18 protein-coding genes and 2 tRNA genes are annotated in these 17,479 nt (G+C 64.8%); 10 read left to right on the top strand and 10 right to left on the bottom strand.

The window, feature by feature from the left end:
* Window positions 1-1,460 (bottom strand): bifunctional 3'-5' exonuclease/DNA polymerase (locus WBQ44_RS04485; protein WP_495565532.1); only part of this gene is annotated, 1,460 nt, incomplete at its 3' end.
* 207 nt (window positions 1,461-1,667) lie between these two features.
* Here WBQ44_RS04485 and WBQ44_RS04480 point away from each other — a divergent pair.
* Both WBQ44_RS04480 and WBQ44_RS04475 read left to right on the top strand, forming a co-directional pair.
* A tRNA-Gln gene (locus tag WBQ44_RS04480) sits at window positions 1,668-1,739 on the top strand.
* A 103-nt stretch (window positions 1,740-1,842) separates the two neighbouring features.
* Window positions 1,843-1,915, top strand: a tRNA-Glu gene (locus WBQ44_RS04475).
* Between the two features lie 59 nt (window positions 1,916-1,974).
* On the opposite strand, the gene WBQ44_RS04470 is transcribed toward WBQ44_RS04475, so the two are convergent.
* From WBQ44_RS04470 to WBQ44_RS04460, 3 genes are all read right to left on the bottom strand, one after another.
* Window positions 1,975-2,139 (bottom strand): DUF5302 domain-containing protein, encoded by a 165-nt coding sequence (locus tag WBQ44_RS04470; RefSeq protein WP_495565530.1) that lies wholly within the window; start codon window positions 2,137-2,139, stop codon window positions 1,975-1,977.
* 68 nt (window positions 2,140-2,207) lie between these two features.
* Window positions 2,208-2,726: a pyridoxamine 5'-phosphate oxidase family protein gene (locus WBQ44_RS04465; protein ID WP_495565529.1), complete on the bottom strand. Its 519-nt coding sequence runs from the start codon at window positions 2,724-2,726 to the stop codon at window positions 2,208-2,210.
* A gap of 79 nt (window positions 2,727-2,805) precedes the next feature.
* Window positions 2,806-3,507, bottom strand: coding sequence for an IclR family transcriptional regulator (locus WBQ44_RS04460; RefSeq protein ID WP_495565528.1), 702 nt, complete (start codon window positions 3,505-3,507; stop codon window positions 2,806-2,808).
* Between the two features lie 156 nt (window positions 3,508-3,663).
* Between WBQ44_RS04460 and leuC the strand changes: the two genes are divergently transcribed.
* The 3 genes from leuC (at window position 3,664) to WBQ44_RS04445 (ending at window position 6,616) form a co-directional block, all read left to right on the top strand.
* Window positions 3,664-5,088 (top strand): 3-isopropylmalate dehydratase large subunit, encoded by a 1,425-nt coding sequence (gene leuC, locus WBQ44_RS04455; protein WP_495565527.1) that lies wholly within the window; start codon window positions 3,664-3,666, stop codon window positions 5,086-5,088.
* 52 nt (window positions 5,089-5,140) lie between these two features.
* Window positions 5,141-5,758, top strand: a complete 618-nt coding sequence (gene leuD, locus WBQ44_RS04450; RefSeq protein WP_495565526.1) for a 3-isopropylmalate dehydratase small subunit — start codon at window positions 5,141-5,143, stop codon at window positions 5,756-5,758.
* A gap of 150 nt (window positions 5,759-5,908) precedes the next feature.
* The gene (locus WBQ44_RS04445; protein WP_495565525.1) at window positions 5,909-6,616 is read left to right on the top strand and encodes an HU family DNA-binding protein; all 708 of its coding nucleotides are present in this window, start codon (window positions 5,909-5,911) and stop codon (window positions 6,614-6,616) included.
* A gap of 62 nt (window positions 6,617-6,678) precedes the next feature.
* Here WBQ44_RS04445 and WBQ44_RS04440 read toward each other — a convergent pair whose 3' ends face one another.
* From WBQ44_RS04440 to cofC, 3 genes are read right to left on the bottom strand one after another with little or no spacing between them, the layout of a single operon-like run.
* Window positions 6,679-7,629: an NUDIX hydrolase gene (locus WBQ44_RS04440; protein WP_495565524.1), complete on the bottom strand. Its 951-nt coding sequence runs from the start codon at window positions 7,627-7,629 to the stop codon at window positions 6,679-6,681.
* On the bottom strand, window positions 7,629-9,866 hold the full coding sequence (locus WBQ44_RS04435; RefSeq protein WP_495565523.1) for an RNA degradosome polyphosphate kinase: 2,238 nt from the start codon (window positions 9,864-9,866) through the stop codon (window positions 7,629-7,631). The genes WBQ44_RS04440 and WBQ44_RS04435 overlap by 1 nt, the downstream gene beginning before the upstream one ends.
* A gap of 59 nt (window positions 9,867-9,925) precedes the next feature.
* On the bottom strand, window positions 9,926-10,576 hold the full coding sequence (gene cofC, locus WBQ44_RS04430; RefSeq protein WP_495565522.1) for a 2-phospho-L-lactate guanylyltransferase: 651 nt from the start codon (window positions 10,574-10,576) through the stop codon (window positions 9,926-9,928).
* Window positions 10,577-10,748: 172 nt separating this feature from the next.
* Between cofC and WBQ44_RS04425 the strand changes: the two genes are divergently transcribed.
* Window positions 10,749-11,747 carry an NAD(P)H-dependent glycerol-3-phosphate dehydrogenase gene (locus WBQ44_RS04425; protein ID WP_495565521.1) on the top strand — a complete coding sequence of 333 codons (999 nt, stop codon included), beginning with the start codon at window positions 10,749-10,751 and terminating at the stop codon, window positions 11,745-11,747.
* Window positions 11,748-11,826: 79 nt separating this feature from the next.
* Complete coding sequence (locus WBQ44_RS04420) at window positions 11,827-12,933, top strand: D-alanine--D-alanine ligase family protein (protein ID WP_495565520.1); 1,107 nt, start codon at window positions 11,827-11,829, stop codon at window positions 12,931-12,933.
* 6 nt (window positions 12,934-12,939) lie between these two features.
* Here WBQ44_RS04420 and WBQ44_RS04415 read toward each other — a convergent pair whose 3' ends face one another.
* Window positions 12,940-13,557 (bottom strand): DUF3515 domain-containing protein, encoded by a 618-nt coding sequence (locus WBQ44_RS04415; RefSeq protein ID WP_495565519.1) that lies wholly within the window; start codon window positions 13,555-13,557, stop codon window positions 12,940-12,942.
* A gap of 141 nt (window positions 13,558-13,698) precedes the next feature.
* Between WBQ44_RS04415 and WBQ44_RS04410 the strand changes: the two genes are divergently transcribed.
* Together WBQ44_RS04410 and WBQ44_RS04405 are read left to right on the top strand one after the other, a co-directional pair.
* Complete coding sequence (locus WBQ44_RS04410; protein WP_495565531.1) at window positions 13,699-14,766, top strand: thiamine-phosphate kinase; 1,068 nt, start codon at window positions 13,699-13,701, stop codon at window positions 14,764-14,766.
* The gene (locus tag WBQ44_RS04405; RefSeq protein WP_495565518.1) at window positions 14,766-15,455 is read left to right on the top strand and encodes a uracil-DNA glycosylase; all 690 of its coding nucleotides are present in this window, start codon (window positions 14,766-14,768) and stop codon (window positions 15,453-15,455) included. The genes WBQ44_RS04410 and WBQ44_RS04405 overlap by 1 nt, the downstream gene beginning before the upstream one ends.
* A gap of 10 nt (window positions 15,456-15,465) precedes the next feature.
* On the opposite strand, the gene WBQ44_RS04400 is transcribed toward WBQ44_RS04405, so the two are convergent.
* On the bottom strand, window positions 15,466-16,254 hold the full coding sequence (locus tag WBQ44_RS04400) for an enoyl-CoA hydratase-related protein (RefSeq protein ID WP_495565517.1): 789 nt from the start codon (window positions 16,252-16,254) through the stop codon (window positions 15,466-15,468).
* 126 nt (window positions 16,255-16,380) lie between these two features.
* The gene (gene rpmB, locus WBQ44_RS04395) at window positions 16,381-16,572 is read right to left on the bottom strand and encodes a 50S ribosomal protein L28 (protein WP_008717389.1); all 192 of its coding nucleotides are present in this window, start codon (window positions 16,570-16,572) and stop codon (window positions 16,381-16,383) included.
* Window positions 16,573-16,874: 302 nt separating this feature from the next.
* On the opposite strand from rpmB, the gene WBQ44_RS04390 reads away from it, so the two are divergent.
* On the top strand, window positions 16,875-17,479 hold a 605-nt coding region (locus WBQ44_RS04390), incomplete at its 3' end, for a DAK2 domain-containing protein (protein ID WP_495565516.1).

The following is a 17,479-nucleotide window of genomic DNA, read 5'->3' as shown; positions in this document are numbered from 1 at the left end:
AACAAAAGCCGTGTGGCGGCCGCCGCTGCGCCGGTGACGTGCTCCGCAGCGGCGTCGGGATTGCTGCTGTGCACGACCACCTCGTCGTGTTGAAAGAACACCAATTCGCCCGCGGCCGGATCTTCGGCCAGGCGTCGTCGCAGGTCTGCAAGAAGGCACAGCGCCCACTCCGACGCCGTTGCCTGGACGACGAAGTTGCGAGTGAACCTTCCGCGAGCGTGTGCGTCTCCCTGCGACCACCAGTCGGCGGTCGGCGGCGGACAGGCCCGGCCGAGCAATGAATGCACCACTTCGCCGCGCTCACCCGCCCGGGCTGCCTTCTCGACGAAGTCCACCGCACGCGGAAAGCGTCGACGCAGCAGCGTGAGAAGCGAGCGGGATTCGCCAGCGGTGGCGCCGTAGAGGACCCCCAGTATCGCCACCTTGGCCTTGCTACGGTCACCGCCGAATGCCGCCGCGGCGACGGGCGCGTACAGATCGTCCGACCCTGCCGCGTCCATCATGTCGGGGTCACGCGACATCGCCGCGAGAATGCGCGGCTCGAGTTGGCCCGCGTCGGCGATGACGAGTTGATGATTCGGATCCGCTATGACACTGCGGCGCAACGGTTTCGGTATCTGCAGCGCGCCGCCGCCCCGGCTTGCCCAACGGCCGGAAACGACGCCGCCTGGCACGTATACGGGCCGAAACCTGTTGCCGCTGACCCACGCATCCGCCCAGGCCCATCCGTTGGTACTGAACAATTTGGACAGATCACGGTAGCGAAGAAGCAGTGGGACGGCGGGGTGATCGATGTGTTGCAGTACGTGCGCACGCGTGGACGTCACGTCGATCCCGGCGCGAGTGAATGCCGCCACCACCTCGACGTGCGAAGCGGGATTCACCCGTCGACCGAACGCGGCACCGATCCGGCCCTCGAGCTCGACGAGCGCGACAGGCAGATTGCCCTCGGCCGGACGAGGGCCGAGAGCTGCGCGAAGGTACCGATCGTGAGTGTCCGACGAGAACGGCAGTCCGTCCTGGCTCATCTCGGCGGCGGCCAGCCCCCCTGCCGACTCGGCCGCGCACAGCAGGCGCAGGTCGGAGGAGTCGGCGATTGCGGACGCCTGCTCACGATGCCGCTGCGCCAGTGAATCTGGTCTGGGGTAGTGGTGGGCGTCGAACAGCCCGGGGCGGTCGTCGACATCGATGGAATTCGGCTCCGGCTGCCGGCCTCCTCGTACGGCGAGTATCGCCCCGACCAGCGCAAGATCGTGACAGCGCGCGACACGCACCCCCGCTCGCAGGAGCGGTGCGTACGTTCGAGCCGTGCTGTCCCACACCCAGCGGGGCTGCTCGGTGCATTCGACGCGGGCCACAGTCTCGGCCACGTCGGTGCAGTGCACGGGTTCACCTGCCGGTGCCCCGTCTTCGCTGACTGGCAACAGGGTGGCCCCGTCGGCCCCGGCGGCCAGCACCATTCTCACGTTGCTCTGCTCGCGATGTTCACAACGACCGAGTCTTCGCCTGTGGTGCGGGCGTGATGTAACCGGGTCCCGATACTCGGAGGGCCCGATGCGCCGGTTGCGACCAGGCGATTTGGAGAAACATGGGTGTCCTTTGATAGTCTCTATCCCGGCTCGAAACGCGGTGAACATCGAGAAGATGTGAACCCCGGTAACGGTCATTGGGGTATGGTGTAATTGGCAACACAGCGGTTTCTGGTACCGCCATTCTAGGTTCGAGTCCTGGTACCCCAGCAAGCGTTCGGAGGCGATTTTGTTGCCGGGCGTCGGTTGGTTAAGCTAGCCGAGCTTCGATCCAGATTTTCAGGGTCGAAGTTGTACTGAAGCGAAAGATCCTGGCCCCGTCGTCTAGCGGCCTAGGACGCCGCCCTCTCAAGGCGGTAGCGCGGGTTCGAATCCCGTCGGGGCTACGTACGAGAAACCCTCCCGTTCTTCGAACGGGAGGGTTTCTCTTTTCTTGCGTATGACGTCAGACGCTCTTGCGTCGGAACATCTTCTGATGATCGGCCGGGCCGTGCGCATTGCCCACCTTCGGCCCGCCGTCCTTGTGATCGGTCGACAGTGTCGACCTGTGATTCTTCTTTTCCAGTGCCTCGCGGAACTTCTTCTTCATGTCTTCGTTCGAATCGGTCATGATCGCTCCTCACACGTCGGTGACACAGGCGAACGTACCGCACCCAGGGCGAGCGCTTCACCCGGTTTTCACTGCGTGGGCTTTCCTCCGTGCAGGTAGGGCGCCGTCGAACCTCCCAGCGGCATTTCGGGCAGCCCGAGCTTGCGATGGTCCCAGGACCTCACGCGCGCCGCCGTGAGGCGAATCGCGACCCGCTTGTTCATCATCTGCTCGACGAACGGCCGCACGTCCTCGGAATACGGACCGGTGTAGCGCTCCCATACGCTCACTCCCACTGCATGGGCCGATTCGGGATCATCGACGATTTCCGCCCGCCCTTCGATGGAGACGCCGCGGAGGGTGTCGTAGGTGTGGCCATCTTCGACGAGGATCGTGACTCTGGGGTCGCGGCGGATGTTGACCGCTTTCTGGGATTTCGATTTGGTTTCGAACCACACCTCACCGCCGATGAGGGCGTACCACATGGCAACGAGGTGCGGTGCACCGTCGCGTCCCAGGGTGGCCAGGTTGGCAATTCGGCTCCGCTCGAGAAAGGTTGCGATCTCGGCGTCTGTCATCGTGATCTGTGCACGCTGGTTTGTTCCCACGGTGTTCTGCTTAGCAGATACCCGCCGATTCACCGTGCGATATCCGTCCATCCGCGACGGAGCGTTGCCCTGGCGTGGCTCACAGGCGCTTGTGTATCGCTTCGGCCGCGGCGAGGAGGTCTGCTGCCCACCGCGCACCGGGCCTGCGGCCGATTCGGTCGATCGGCCCCGAGACGGACACGGCCGCAACCACGGTTCCCGCGGCATCACGAACCGGTGCCGCGACGCTCGCGACACCGGGTTCGCGCTCGCCTGCGCTCTGCGCCCAGCCGCGTCGGCGCACCTCGGCGAGGACGCGCTCACCGAACTCTGCATCGGGGAGGACAGCGCGCTGGGTGTGCGAGTCGGCCCATGCGAGCAGAACTTTGGCACCGGATCCCGCAGTCATGGGCAGTCGAGCACCGACCAGTACGGTGTCGCGCAGTCCCGTCGGAGGCTCCATCGATGCGACACAGACCCGAACAGTTCCTTCTCTACGGTAGACCTGGACGCTCTCGCCGGTGATCTCCCTGAGGCGGGGGAGGACGGAGCCCGCTGCTTCGAGCAGAGTGTCGGAGGCTGTCGCGGCCAGTTCTGCCAAACCTGGGCCGGGCCGCCACAGTCCGTTGGCATCCCGGGTCAGTAATCGGTGAATTTCGAGACCCACGGCCAGTCGATGTGCAGTCGCGCGCGGCAGACCGGTGCGGATGCAGAGATCACCGAGCGTGCAGGGTTCTTCGGCTACCGCGTACAGAACACCCATGGCTTTGTCGAGAACGCCGATGCCGCTATGCTGTCTCATAGGTCGATATTAACGTCTCGCATAGTGGGAATGCACATTCGCAGGCCCAACGGGTACCGGAGATCCGCGGGGCGCCGATATCGACGGGCAAACGCGACGTGGGCAAGCCCTCGGTCCACCGGCGCGACGCACTAGAGGATTGGTTGGTGTTCTTTCATGGCCGGCACAGCACGCACACTGGCAGAGAAGGTATGGGATCAGCACGTCGTCGTCCGCGGCGGCGGAGAAGGGGGATCCCGCGAGCCGGATCTCATCTTCATCGATCTGCATCTCGTTCACGAAGTCACGAGCCCGCAGGCGTTCGACGGATTGCGCCTGGCCGATCGCCCGCTTCGCAGACCGGATCTGACCATTGCAACCGAAGATCACAACGTGCCGACGGCCGACATCTTCTCTCCTATCGCAGATCTGGTCTCGCGCACCCAGGTCGACACACTGCGCCGCAACTGCGAGGAGTTCGGCGTCCGGCTGTATCCCATGGGCGACCTGGATCAGGGCATCGTGCACATCATCGGTCCGCAACTCGGACTGACGCAGCCGGGTATGACGGTGGTCTGCGGCGATAGTCATACCTCGACCCACGGAGCTTTCGGCGCGATCGCCATGGGTATCGGTACCAGTGAGGTCGAACATGTGATGGCCACGCAGACGCTGTCGCTTCGTCCGTTCAAGACGATGGCGATCACGGTCGACGGTGAACTGGCTCCCGGAGTCACGAGCAAGGACCTGATTCTCGCCGTCATCGCGAAGATCGGGACGGGTGGCGGTCAGGGCTACGTCCTCGAGTACCGCGGCGAAGCCATCAGGAAACTGTCGATGGAAGCCCGAATGACCATCTGCAACATGTCGATCGAAGCGGGTGCCCGCGCGGGAATGATCGCGCCCGACGAGATCACGTACGACTACATCAAGGGCAGGCCGCATGCACCGCGGGGCGAAGACTGGGATGCGGCCGTCGCCTCCTGGGAGCAACTGAAGACCGATCCCGATGCCGTTTTCGACAACGAGGTCCACATCGACGCCTCGACGCTGACCCCGTTCGTCACCTGGGGTACCAATCCCGGACAGGGCGCACCACTCGGGGACCGAGTACCCGATCCGGCGTCGTTCACCGAGGAGGGCGACAAGGTCGCTGCCGAGAAGGCGTTGCAATACATGGGACTGGAGGCAGGCACCCCGCTGCGCGAAGTGCCGGTCGACACGGTGTTCGTCGGATCGTGCACCAACGGTCGGATCGAAGACCTTCGTGCCGTGGCAGAAGTTCTCACCGGTCGGAAGATCGCCGACAGCGTCCGCATGCTGATCGTTCCGGGATCGATGAGGGTGCGGGCGCAGGCCGAGAAGGAAGGTCTGGGCGAGATCTTCACCGCAGCAGGAGCCGAATGGCGTCAAGCGGGATGCTCGATGTGCCTCGGAATGAACCCCGATCAGCTTGCCGTGGGGGAGCGCTCGGCATCGACGTCCAACCGAAACTTCGAAGGGCGGCAGGGGAAGGGGAGCCGGACCCATCTCGTTTCGCCTCTGGTCGCGGCAGCCACGGCCGTCCGCGGAACGCTGTCCTCACCGGCAGACCTCGCCTGATTCATTCGCGCGAAGTCGTCTAACAAACTCGTCGAGCGTAGGAGTATTTTCGATGGAACCCTTCACCCGCCACACAGGAATCGGTGTACCGCTTCGTCGGTCGAACGTGGACACCGATCAGATAATTCCGGCCGTCTATCTGAAGAGGGTGACGCGCACCGGTTTCGAGGACGGACTTTTCGCCGCGTGGCGTAACAATCCCGATTTCGTCCTCAACAACGCCCCGTACGACAGGGGTTCGGTTCTGGTGGCAGGTCCCGACTTCGGGACAGGCTCCTCCCGGGAGCACGCCGTGTGGGCGCTATCGGACTTCGGTTTTCGCGTAGTCATCGCGTCACGATTCGCCGATATTTTCCGTGGAAACGCCGGAAAGTCGGGGCTGCTGGCGGCTCAGGTCGAACAGAGCGACGTCGAATTGATCTGGAAAGCGCTCGAAGAGCAGCCCGGTTTGGAAATTACGGTCGACCTCGTCGAGAAGTCCGTAACGGCTGGAACCTTGGTGGTGCGCTTCGCCATTGACGACTACACGAGATGGCGTCTGCTGGAGGGTCTCGACGACATCGGATTGACGTTGCGCCAGGTAGAGGCCATTACGGCGTTCGAAAAGGCAAGGCCTTCATGGAAACCTACGACGCTTCCCGAGCGCATCGAAGAGCCCTCGGAAAGCTGACCCTCGGGGGCCTCCGACACGCATTGCGGCGGTAAAACATTCCGCCACGCCGAATGAGAATTGGCGTGGCGCATAGACTCTTGACGTCTTGGGGTTTACCGTTGTAGTAGTCGGTCCGACGATGGACCACAATATTTGCGGAGGAAATCCATGAACAAGGCAGAGCTGATCGACGCCCTGACCGAGAAGTTGGGGTCCGACAGGCGGAGCGCCACAGAGGCTGTCGAGAACATCGTCGACACCATCGTGCGCGCCGTTCACCGTGGCGAAAGCGTCACCATCACCGGATTCGGTGTATTCGAACAGCGTCGTCGTGCAGCTCGCGTCGCTCGCAACCCGCGGACCGGTGAAACCGTTCGGGTGAAGCCGACCAACGTTCCCGCTTTCCGCCCGGGTGCACAGTTCAAGGCAGTTATCGCCGGCGGCCAGAAGCTGCCCGCGACCGGCCCCGCCGTCAAGCGTGGATCCGCGTCGGCACCTGCCAAGAAGACTGCCGCAGCGAAGAAGACAGCTGCCAAGAAGGCAGCCGTCAAGACCACCGCACGCAAGACCACCGCCACCGCTGCGAAGAAGACAGCTCCGGCGAAGACCACCGCGCGTAAGGCAGCTCCGGCCAAGACCGCCGCCAAGAAGGCAGCTCCGGCCAAGACCGCGGCGAAGAAGACCACCACCGCAGCCAAGAAGGCTCCCGCGAAGACGGCGGCGAAGAAGACCACCACCGCAGCCAAGAAGGCTCCCGCGAAGACGGCGGCCAAGAAGACCACCACCGCTACCGCTGCGAAGAAGGCTCCGGCCAAGACTGCAGCCAAGAAGACCGCAGCGAAGAAGGCTCCGGCAAAGCGCACTGCACGCAAGTGATCTCGACCAGCACGTAACAGGGCCCCGACGGCACGACGTCGGGGCCCTGTTTTCGGTTTCGTTCAGTTCTCGGCGGGTACGACCGGCAACGGACTGGCCAAGTGGTCCGCTGCGATCAACTTGCCGTCGAACATCGACAGCACCCAAACGCTGCCCTTGCGATTGCGGTTGGGGGGCAGCTTCACGCCGTCCCTATCGGCCCACCACTGCAGCAGATTCGGAATAACCTTGCCCTGACTGCACAGGGTACGAACGCCGCCCAGTGATGCGATTTCCACTGCACGGCGACGAGCCTCGTCGGGAGCGTCCCAGTATCCTTCCTCGGACAGCAGCGGTTCGAGGGTGATCTGCTCCGCGAGGCGATCGGCCAGCGGCTGCACGGTTTGCACGCAGCGACGCCGGTTGGCTGCGTGCACGGAGTCCGCACCGAATGCCAGCAGTTGCGAGACGAGTGCCTCGGCTTGAATCCTGCCCACTGCGTCGAGCGGTCTGAGTGCGTCGTCGCCCTTGTAGCGCGACCGTTGACCGGCCTTGGCATGTCGCACGAGTAGAACGGTGTCGGTGTCCGGGGGCTGCTTGAGAAACCGCCGCAGTATTTTACGGTCCATCGGATACGACAGCTGCGCGCCGGCTTCCACAGGCGAGACCCACCGAAGTTCGTCCACTTCGTCGTTCGGTTCGAACTTGCCGTCTCGTGCCTCGGCGACCCAGTAGTCGACCTTTTTCGTTCTCCGATGTCCGACGATCGGGTACGTCACCTTCGACAGGTAACGCCCGAGCTTGGCGTCGAAGCCGGTCTCCTCGGACACTTCTCGGACGGCAGCATCGACCGTCGACTCCCCGGGATCGATCTTCCCTTTCGGAAACGACCAATCGTCGTACTTCGGGCGGTGGACGATCGCGACCGTCGCATCGGCCGGATCGGCCACCGTTCCACCGCCGGGGGGACGGCGCCACAACACTGCGCCCGCGGCGAAGATGTTCGCGCGCAACGAGTTGTCTCCGCCCGACATCAGGATCCCTGGTTTCGCCGACCACGCATGAGCTCGACCTGGTGCTCCCGCACGTTCTGACCCTCTGCGGGGGACGCCGTCCAGCCACCGTCGGGCTGCAGGATCCAGCACCGTGTGGTCGGGTCGAGTGCCGACTCGAAGATGTCGTCGAGCTGCTTGGTCAGTGTCCGATCCTTCACCTGCGCCATCACTTCGACGCGCCGGTCGAGGTTTCGATGCATCATGTCCGCGCTGCCGATCCAGAATTCGTCCGATCCACGGAAATTCAGCACTCGGGAGTGTTCGAGGAAGCGGCCGAGGATGGAACGGACCCGGATGTTCTCGCTCAATCCGGGTACGCCCGGCTTGAGAGCACAGATTCCGCGCACGACGACCTCAACGGGAACACCGGCTGCCGATGCCCGGTACAGGGCGTCGATCACCTGTTCGTCGACGAGTGCGTTCGCCTTCAAGCGAATTCCCGACGAACGCCCGGCTTGCTGGTGCTCGATTTCGGCTTCGATGCGTTCGACGATCCCGCGCCGAACGCCGTACGGGGCGACGAGCAAATTGCGGTAACTGGTCTTTCGCGAATACCCGGTGAGCGAATTGAACAGATCGGTGAGGTCGGCGCCGATCTCGGGCGACGACGTCAACAGGCCCACATCTTCATAGGTACGCGCGGTCTTCGGGTTGTAGTTTCCGGTTCCGATATGGCAGTAGCGACGGATGACCGAACCTTCGCGGCGGACCACCAAGCATGTCTTGCAGTGCGTCTTGAGCCCGACGAGGCCGTACACGACGTGGACTCCGGCCTTTTCCAATTTACGGGCCCACTCGATGTTGGCCTGCTCGTCGAACCTGGCCTTGATCTCGACGAGGGCGACCACCTGCTTGCCCGCACCTGCCGCGTCCACCAGAGCATTCACGATCGGGGAGTCGCCGGACGTGCGGTAGAGCGTCTGCTTGATCGCCAGCACCTGCGGGTCGGCGGCCGCCTGCTCGATGAATCGCTGCACGCTCGTGGAGAACGAATCGTACGGGTGGTGCACGAGGACGTCACCGTCACGCAGCGTCGAGAAAACGCTCTTGGGGGTTTCGCGTTCACCGAACGCCGGGTGGGTCGCGGGAACGAACGGCGCATCCTTGAGGTTGGGGCGGTCGACGCCGTACACCTGCCACAGGCACGACAGGTCGAGCAGACCCGGAACCTGAATGACGTCACCGGGATCGACGTCCAACTCCCGCAGGAGCAGTTCGAGCATGTGCTCGGTCATGTCGTCGGCAATTTCGAGACGAACCGGCGAACCGAATCGACGGCGCGCCAATTCGCGCTCCAGCGCTTGCAGTAGGTCCTCGTCGCGGTCTTCCTCGACCTCGAAATCGGCGTTGCGCGTGATCCGGAACGCGTGGCTCTCCACCACATCCATTCCGGGGAAAAGCACGTCGAGGTGAGCGGAAATCACCTCTTCCATCGACAGGAACGCATCGACGCTCTGGTCTGCGTCGCCTCTGCGCACCCGAACGAACCGGTCGACGTTGTCCGGCACCTTGACGCGCGCGAAGTGCTCACCGGAGGTTGCGTAATCCTTGACCGTCACAGCGAGATTGAGGCTCAGGCCGCTGATGTAGGGGAACGGGTGAGCAGGGTCGACGGCGAGCGGGGTCAGCACCGGGAACACCTGCTCGTGGAAATAGGTCGACAGGCGCGCGCGTTCGTCGGCGTCGAGATCGGACCATCGGATGATCTCGATACCGACCGCCGTGAGTTCGGGAAGAATCGCGTCGAGCAGAACCCGTGCGTGACGCCGGGCCAACTCCTGCGTTCTCCGGCCGATCAGAGCGAGCTGTTCGCGCGGGGTGAGGCCGTCGGCGGAGCGCACCGACAAACCGGTCTCGTCGCGACGCTTGAGGCCCGCCACGCGAACCATGTAGAACTCGTCCAGGTTGGAGGCGAAGATTGCGAGAAACTTGGCGCGTTCGAGCAACGGGAGCGATGAATCCTCGGCGAGGGCGAGCACGCGCGAATTGAAATCGAGCCAGCTCAATTCGCGGTTGAGATAACGGTTTTCGGGCAATGCGTCCTCGGCGTCGAGCATGTGGGGCCGCGTCGCTGCCGGCAGAGCAGCAGGGTCGGCCGGGACGGTGGTCACGGGCAGGGGGACCGACCCGCCGGCGTCGCTGCCCCCGGGGGCGGTGGTCGATCCGGATTCTTCGGCCTGGAGTTCGCTGTTGCTCACGCGTCGATCATCCCCCATTACGAGTGTCGTTGAAACTCGGATCGACGAATTGTGTTCGACGTCCGCGCAGACGTGGGTTACCAGCCGAGCGATCGCAGAACGGCCGCCGTGGCGTCTCCGACACCGAGAGCGAACGCCTGCCGTACGTCGTCGATGGTGTCGACGTCGAGTCGCAGCCCGGGCCAGTCCCCGTCCAATCCGTGTGCTCCGGATTCGCGATAACGCCGCGCGGACGAGGGCCCGAACAGGGGTGCGAACTCCTCGGCTCGGCCCCTCAGGATGAATGCCGCAGTGCCGGTTCCGTGATGATCGCTGACCACCGACCTCGCGCCCGCCGGTGCTACGGCGTACGCGTCGGCGAGTTCGCTGCTCCGAAGGGCCGGCAGATCGGCCTGCAGCGCGACGATGTCCTCGTTGCCTTCCGCGCGTACACGCGAAGCCGCGGCCGTGAAAGCGGAGTTCAGTCGAGCCACGGAGTCGTTCGGGTTTCGGTCACACGGTTCCTCGATCACGCGCGCCCCCAGCTCTGCCGCAGCGTCGGCCACGGCTGGATCCGGTGTGACCACGGTGATCGCAGCGACGGATTCTACGGCTCGTGCGGCGATCACCGTGTCGCGGAACATCGCCACGACCAGCCGTGCACGGTCGGCGTCGTCGAAGGCATCTGCCAGTCGTGTCTTGGCTGCGGCCAGATCCTTGACTGCAATCACCACGTGCGCGGTACTCATGACAGTTGATCCTGCCAGCGTCGCGAGCATCGACGCCGTTCGACCTCTTCGGCCGACTGTGACCGTTAGTGTGGTGCGGCGACAGAGTGTCGCATCCCGAGTGTTGTCCACCTCGGGGACCGAAAAGGTGGTTGTCGTATGACCGGAGCAGCCGTATGACCAGAGCAGCCGTATGACCAGAGCAGCGGTACTCGGTTCCGGATCGTGGGGAACGGCGTACGCCAAGGTGCTTGCCGATGCCGGTACCGATGTGACGATGTGGGCGCGGCGCGGCGAGCTCGCCGAGGTCATCTCCGCGCGGCACGAGAACTCGGACTACCTTCCGGGGATCACGCTTCCCGATTCGATCACGGCCACGAGCGACCCCGCACGCGCACTGGACGGTGCCGACATCGTGGTACTGGCCGTCCCGTCGCAGTCGCTGCGCGCGAACCTCGCCGAATGGGCGGAACTCATTCCGGCCCAATCGACACTGCTCAGTCTCGCCAAGGGAATCGAAACTGGAACGTTACTCCGCATGAGTCAGGTCATCGCACAGGTGACCGGCGCCGATCCGAGTCGCATCGCGTCGTTGTCGGGTCCGAATCTGGCGCGGCCCATCGCCGAAGGCCAACCGGCGGCCACCGTCATCGCATGCTCGGATTCGCGGCGGGCCCTCGAGATTCAAAAGGCCTGCGCCACAGGCTACTTCAGGCCGTACACCAATTCCGACGTCATCGGATGCGAAATCGGCGGTGCCTGCAAGAACGTCATCGCACTGGCATGTGGAATGGCGAGCGGTGTCGGATACGGGGAGAACACGCTCGCCTCGATCATGACGCGCGGACTCGCGGAGATAATCCGTCTCGGAACCGCTCTCGGCGCCAAGCCTGCAACCCTGGCCGGGCTCGCCGGCGTCGGCGATCTGGTGGCCACCTGCTCGTCGACGCTCTCGCGCAATCGCAGCTTCGGTGAGCGGCTCGGCGCGGGTGGTTCGATGGAGAGCGCGCAGGAGGCGGCACACGGACAGGTCGCGGAAGGCGTCAAGTCGTGCACGTCGGTCCGTGCTCTCGCCGAAAGCTACGACGTGGAGATGCCCCTCACGGACGCGGTGCATCGGGTGTGTCACTCGGGCCTGTCGGTTCCCGACGCCGTGGGGCACCTGCTCGGGCGGCGCATCAAGCCCGAGTAATCGACACCACCGTCTCGATTGCCCACGGTGCGGGGTGACCGTGACAGCCACGGGTGCTCGGGCGGTACGGTTTATCACCGTGAGTCGAACCCGCACCAAAGTCGCCGTTGTTTTCGGCGGACGCAGCAATGAACACGCTGTCTCCTGCGTATCCGCAGGCAGTGTTCTCCAGCACATCGATCCCGAACGCTACGAGGTGGTGCCCGTCGGTATCACCACCGACGGTGCGTGGGTTCTCGGCGCCACCGACATCGAGGCTCTCTCCATCCACGGTCGGGAGCTCCCGAGCGTCGACAAGGGCGCGGCCGGAGTGGCTTTGACGGCGGACCCCACGCGCGCCGGCCAGCTCGTCTCGCTCGACCGAGCAGACGCGGGAGCAGTATTGGCGTCCGTGGACGTCGTGTTTCCCCTGTTGCACGGCGCCTACGGTGAAGACGGCACAATCCAGGGACTCCTCGAACTCGCTGGAGTGCCCTACGTCGGGCCGGGCGTCCTGGCCAGCGCAGCGGGCATGGACAAGGAATTCACCAAGAAACTCCTCGCCGCGGAAGGGCTCCCGGTCGGGCGGCAGGTCGTACTCCGGCGCGGTACCGAATCCCTCACCGCAGAGCAGCAGGACTTCCTCGGCCTGCCTGCGTTCGTCAAACCGTCGCGTGGCGGATCGTCCATCGGTATCAGCCGGATCACCACATGGGAGGCGCTGGCCGACGCCGTTGCCCACGCTCGGCGGCACGACCCCAAGGTCATCGTCGAAGGGGCCATCAGCGGCCGGGAGGTCGAGTGCGGCGTGCTCGAGTTCCCCGACGGCTCGATTCGGGCCAGCGTCGTGGCCGAGATACGCATGCCCGACGCGCCGGCCGACGACCACGCGTTCTACGACTTCGACAGCAAGTACCTCGACGACGTCTGCGAGTTCGACGTCCCTGCCGTACTCCCTGAGGACACGAGCGAAGCCATCCGCCGTATCGCTGTCGACGCGTTCCGAGCCCTCGACTGTCAGGGCCTCGCCCGCGTCGACCTGTTCGTCACCGACGACGGCCCCGTCATCAACGAAATCAACACCATGCCCGGATTCACGTCCATCTCCATGTTCCCGAAGATGTGGAACGCTTCCGGGGTGGACTACCGAACGTTGATCGACACCCTCATCGAGACGGCGATAGCTCGCGGCACCGGTCTCCGGTAAAGCGCGTCACTGCAGGGGCGCCGGATCCAGAGCCGTCTGCGGCAGTACCGAGGAAATCGCGTCGGACGCATCCTGCAGGGGAGTGGGGCCCGACCCGCTCGGAACCGTCAGCGCGACGTACACGGGCCGATCGACGGTGTACCAGGTGCTCGCCTCGATGCCGGAATCGGCGCCGGACACCTCGAACCACTGCACGCCATTGATCACCTGCAGCGGTGCCGCGACGTCGAAGCCGAGTGGTCGTGGCAGACCGCAGCGAAGAACGACGGCGTCCGAAGTCTCGTCGTCCGGTGCCCACGCCCGGGCGCCCGCGGGCGCTGGATCGACCAGTTCCGCGATGTCGTAGTCGCCGAGCGCGTCTGGGAGTGCGCCAAGAAGGGTTGTGCACTCGGGGCCGGCGGCCGCGGGTGCCTCCACCGGTCCGAGCGCCTCTGGTGACCGTACCGATTTCCCGGACACGGTGACCGCCGCGACGACAACTCCCACGAGTAGCGCGACCGGCAAAGCGACCGCCGTGGCGATGACGGCCGGGTGTCTCTTCTCGGTCGCGGGAGCCGTCGGCGCGTCGGTCGTGGCGGAATTCTCGGCGTCGTCGGGGTCGGTGGCTGCGTGTCCGGTGCTCATCTCGTCCAGTCCAGGAAAGGTAGTCTCGTGCAGGTGCTCGAGTCGAGCCAGGGAACCCGACTGCCGATAAAAGGTACCTCGAGCCTCCGCCGCGCTCCGCGACACCGACCGACCGACCGTGACCGAGAAGAGGTAAAACCCATCGACGCCGGCGAAGTTCGACGCCCATCGCACACCCCCACCGTCGCCGAGATCGGCGAGTTCGCTGTGATCGATCGGTTTACCCGCGGACGAATGCAGTCCGCCCACACCGTGCTCGGCCCGGGTGACGACGCGGCAATCGTCGCGGCGCCCGACGCCAGGGTGGTCGTGACGACCGATATGTTGGTCGAGCAGAGGCACTTTCGGCTCGATTGGTCGAGCCCCGTCGACGTCGGACGCAAGGCCATCGCGCAGAACGGCGCGGACATCGCCGCCATGGGAGCGCGCTGCACCGGATTTCTGGTCGCGCTGGGGTGCCCGGCCGACACCCCGATCGACGTCACCGATGGTCTGAACGAGGGACTGTGGCAGGAAGCGACCCGAGCCGGTGCGTCGATCGTCGGCGGCGACCTCGTCCAAACCGAGGCGGTCGTCGTCTCCATCACCGCCCTCGGCGACCTGGAAGGACGATCGGCCGTGCTTCGATCGGGCGCTCGGCCAGGGGACGTGGTGGCTGTCTCAGGCGTACTGGGGCGATCGGCAGCAGGCCTGGCCGTGCTCGAGGCAGGTGTGTCAGGCCATCGCGGTCTGATCGATGCGCACCGAGTGCCGACCCCGGATTACGAGCAGGGCCCCCTTGCCGCGCGTGCCGGGGCAACCTCTCTCACCGACGTCTCCGACGGCTTGCTCGCAGACCTCGGGCACATCGCGCAGGCGTCGGCGGTGTCGATCGACGTGATCGGTTCGGCCATGATCGTTGCCGACGAAATCATCTGTGCAGCCGATGAAGTGGGCGGTTCGGCGCTGTCCTGGGTGTTGACGGGCGGCGAGGATCATGCCCTCGCAGGCACCTTCCCGCCCGATGTGATTCTGCCCGACGGCTGGATTGCGGTGGGGCGCGTACTGGACGCAGTCGCTCGCTCGACGGTAACCGTCGACGGCGACCTGTTCGACGGTGCAGCCGGATGGTCCAGTTTCTCCCGTGGGGGCTCGTCGGCTCCACCGCGTGAAGGCAGCCGATCATCGGGCGCAGTGCACGACAACGACGACAGTGAAGGATCGACGTAGTGACCGCGCAGCCGTTGGGCAAGATCGTCGAAACCGGTTGGGCCACAGCGCTGAAACCGGTCGAGCAGCAAATTGCGAACATGGGAGACATGCTTCGGGACGAATTGGCCCAGGGGCGAAGCTATCTGCCGTCGGGGGAGAACGTGCTGCGCGCATTTACCCGGCCGTTCGATGACGTGCGAGTTCTGATCGTGGGCCAGGATCCGTACCCCACCCCGGGGCATGCAGTCGGACTGAGCTTTTCGGTGGCACCGGACGTCAAACCGGTTCCGCGCAGCCTGGCCAACATCTTCAAGGAGTACACCGACGATCTGGGCTTTCCAACCCCGTCGACCGGTGACCTGTCGCCGTGGGCGGACCAGGGAGTGCTGCTACTCAATCGAGTCCTGACGGTGCAGCCGGGCCTTGCTGCCTCGCACCGAAAGAAGGGATGGGAGGCGGTGACCGAACAGGCCATCGAAGCACTCGTCGCCCGTGACGACGCACGATCGGCCGGGCTCGTCGCTATTCTCTGGGGGCGTGACGCGGCCACGTTGAAGCCGATGTTGCGCGATACACCCGTGATCGAGTCGGCACACCCCTCGCCGTTGTCGGCGTCCCGCGGTTTCTTCGGATCCAAGCCGTTCAGCCGCACCAACGAACTACTCGTGGCGGGTGGGCACCGGCCCGTCGACTGGCGACTGCCCTGAGCTCATTGCGTCAGGAGAAGTCGGGCCTGCGTTTCTCGATGAACGAATCGACGCCCTCACGGCCGGTCGGGCTGTTCGCAGCCGCAGAGATGGAGACCGCTTCTGCTTCCAGTTGTTCGGCCAGCGTGCGGTACTCGGACTCGGCCAGCAACGTTTTGGTGGCCTGGAAGGCCGCGGTGGGGCCTGCTGCGAACGTCCGCGCGAGTCTCTCCGCCTCCGTGGCGATGATGTCGTCGCCGACCAATCTGCTCAGAATTCCGAGTCGAACCGCTTCCTCGCCGCCCAGGATCGAATCGTTCAACAGGATGTCCCGGGCGCGGACACTCCCCACGATGCGCGGCAACGTCCAGGTGAGGCCGCCATCGGGGGTGAAGCCGATACCGGGATAGGCAGGGCGGAGTTTCGTTGCCCGGCCGCCGATCGCGACGTCGGCATGACACACCAGAGACATACCTGCGCCGGCAGCCCAGCCGTGCACGCCTGCGACAACGGGAACGGTAGCGGCGGACAATTCGACGACGAAACGATGAAATTCGTCCGCGACTTCCCGTACGTATGCACCGCGGTCGGAAGCTGCGGCAAATGCTCGAACATCGCCGCCCGCACAGAAGTTGGGTCCACTGCCCACCAGAAGGATGCATCCGGCCGCGAGCTCGCCGTTGTTCAGCGAACGGAGAGCGGCAGCACCTTCCGCCATTGCTGCTCCACTGAGGGAGGTTCCCGCGGCATCTGTCGCCACGACGATCTTCAGGACACCATCGACGACCTCGACAGGGCCGATACTCTCGAAACTGGTCACACTTCGCACTGTAACTTGCTGCGCAGATCAGAAAGCGGGCGGTGCGACAACATCGTCTGCAGACAACTCTGCCCCATGACCGAATCGGTCACGGGGCAGAGTCGATGCTACGTCTCGGGGGCCTGATCAGCCCCGAACCACCTTGCCGGCCTTCAGGCAAGAGGTGCAGACATTCATGCGCTTCGAGTTGCCGGGGGCAACCTGAGCGTGAACGGTCTGAATGTTCGGGTTCCAACGACGGTTGGTCCGTCGGTGCGAGTGCGAAACCGACTTACCGAAGCCGGGCCCCTTGGCGCATACGTCGCAGACGGCAGCCATAGTCGCGAACTCCTTGATAGATGATTGATCGTTAACATGTGGTCGGTTGCGGTGACGGGGTGGACGCACAACCAGCAGCGCCGCGCCTCATCGGGCAACCCTGCAAGAATAGCGGCGTGCCTGCGATTCACCAAACTGCGCCCCGATGGGGCAGCTGACCGGCGTCGCAGCCGTCCCGAGTCTAGGCTGTCTGTGCTCGGCGCTGGCAGTTTGACACAGTCGAATGGACACAGTGGAATGCGCGGCACGAGGGCGGCGAGCTGGACAAACGGGGGCTTGGACAAACGGGGGGATGGGACGATATGGATGAGTCGGTCGACACGTCGGCAACGGTGGGCGACCGCAATGCCCCCGATGCAGTGACCGGCGCAATCTCCGATGCACAGAACGATGTGGTTCTCGACGATGTTGTTCTGGATGACGTGGTTCTGGATGTCGACCGGGTTCGGCAGTGGGCGTACCGATGCGTCGACGGCCTCACCGATCGGTGCGACGAGATCAACGAACTCAACGTGTTCCCGATCGCGGACTCGGACACCGGTACCAACCTGGTGTTCACCGTGCGTGCGGCAGTCGAGAGCATGCGCGGCGCCGGGCCGGAGGCCGACCTGACCACCGTGACCGCTGCACTGGCACACGGCGCGGTGTCGGGCGCACGAGGCAACTCCGGCGTCATCGCATCGCAGTTGATGCGCGCCCTTGCCGAGGCGGCCGCGGACCGTACCGTCCTGAGCGGAACCGACGTGCGCGGTGCACTGCACCGTGCCGCACAACTCGCGGCCGACGTCGTCAGTGTTCCCGTCGAGGGAACCATCGTGACGGTCCTGGAGTCCTCGGCCGCCGCCGTTGCGGCGCTCGAGCCGAACGAGGGCGTCGTTGCCGTCGTCCGCCGCGCGGTCGAGGCGGC

This window comes from Rhodococcus sp. (in: high G+C Gram-positive bacteria) (assembly GCF_049591685.1).
GTDB lineage: Bacteria > Actinomycetota > Actinomycetes > Mycobacteriales > Mycobacteriaceae > Rhodococcoides.
Note: the sequence above shows the minus strand (reverse complement) of the source record. Positions and strands in the feature narration are given on the sequence as shown.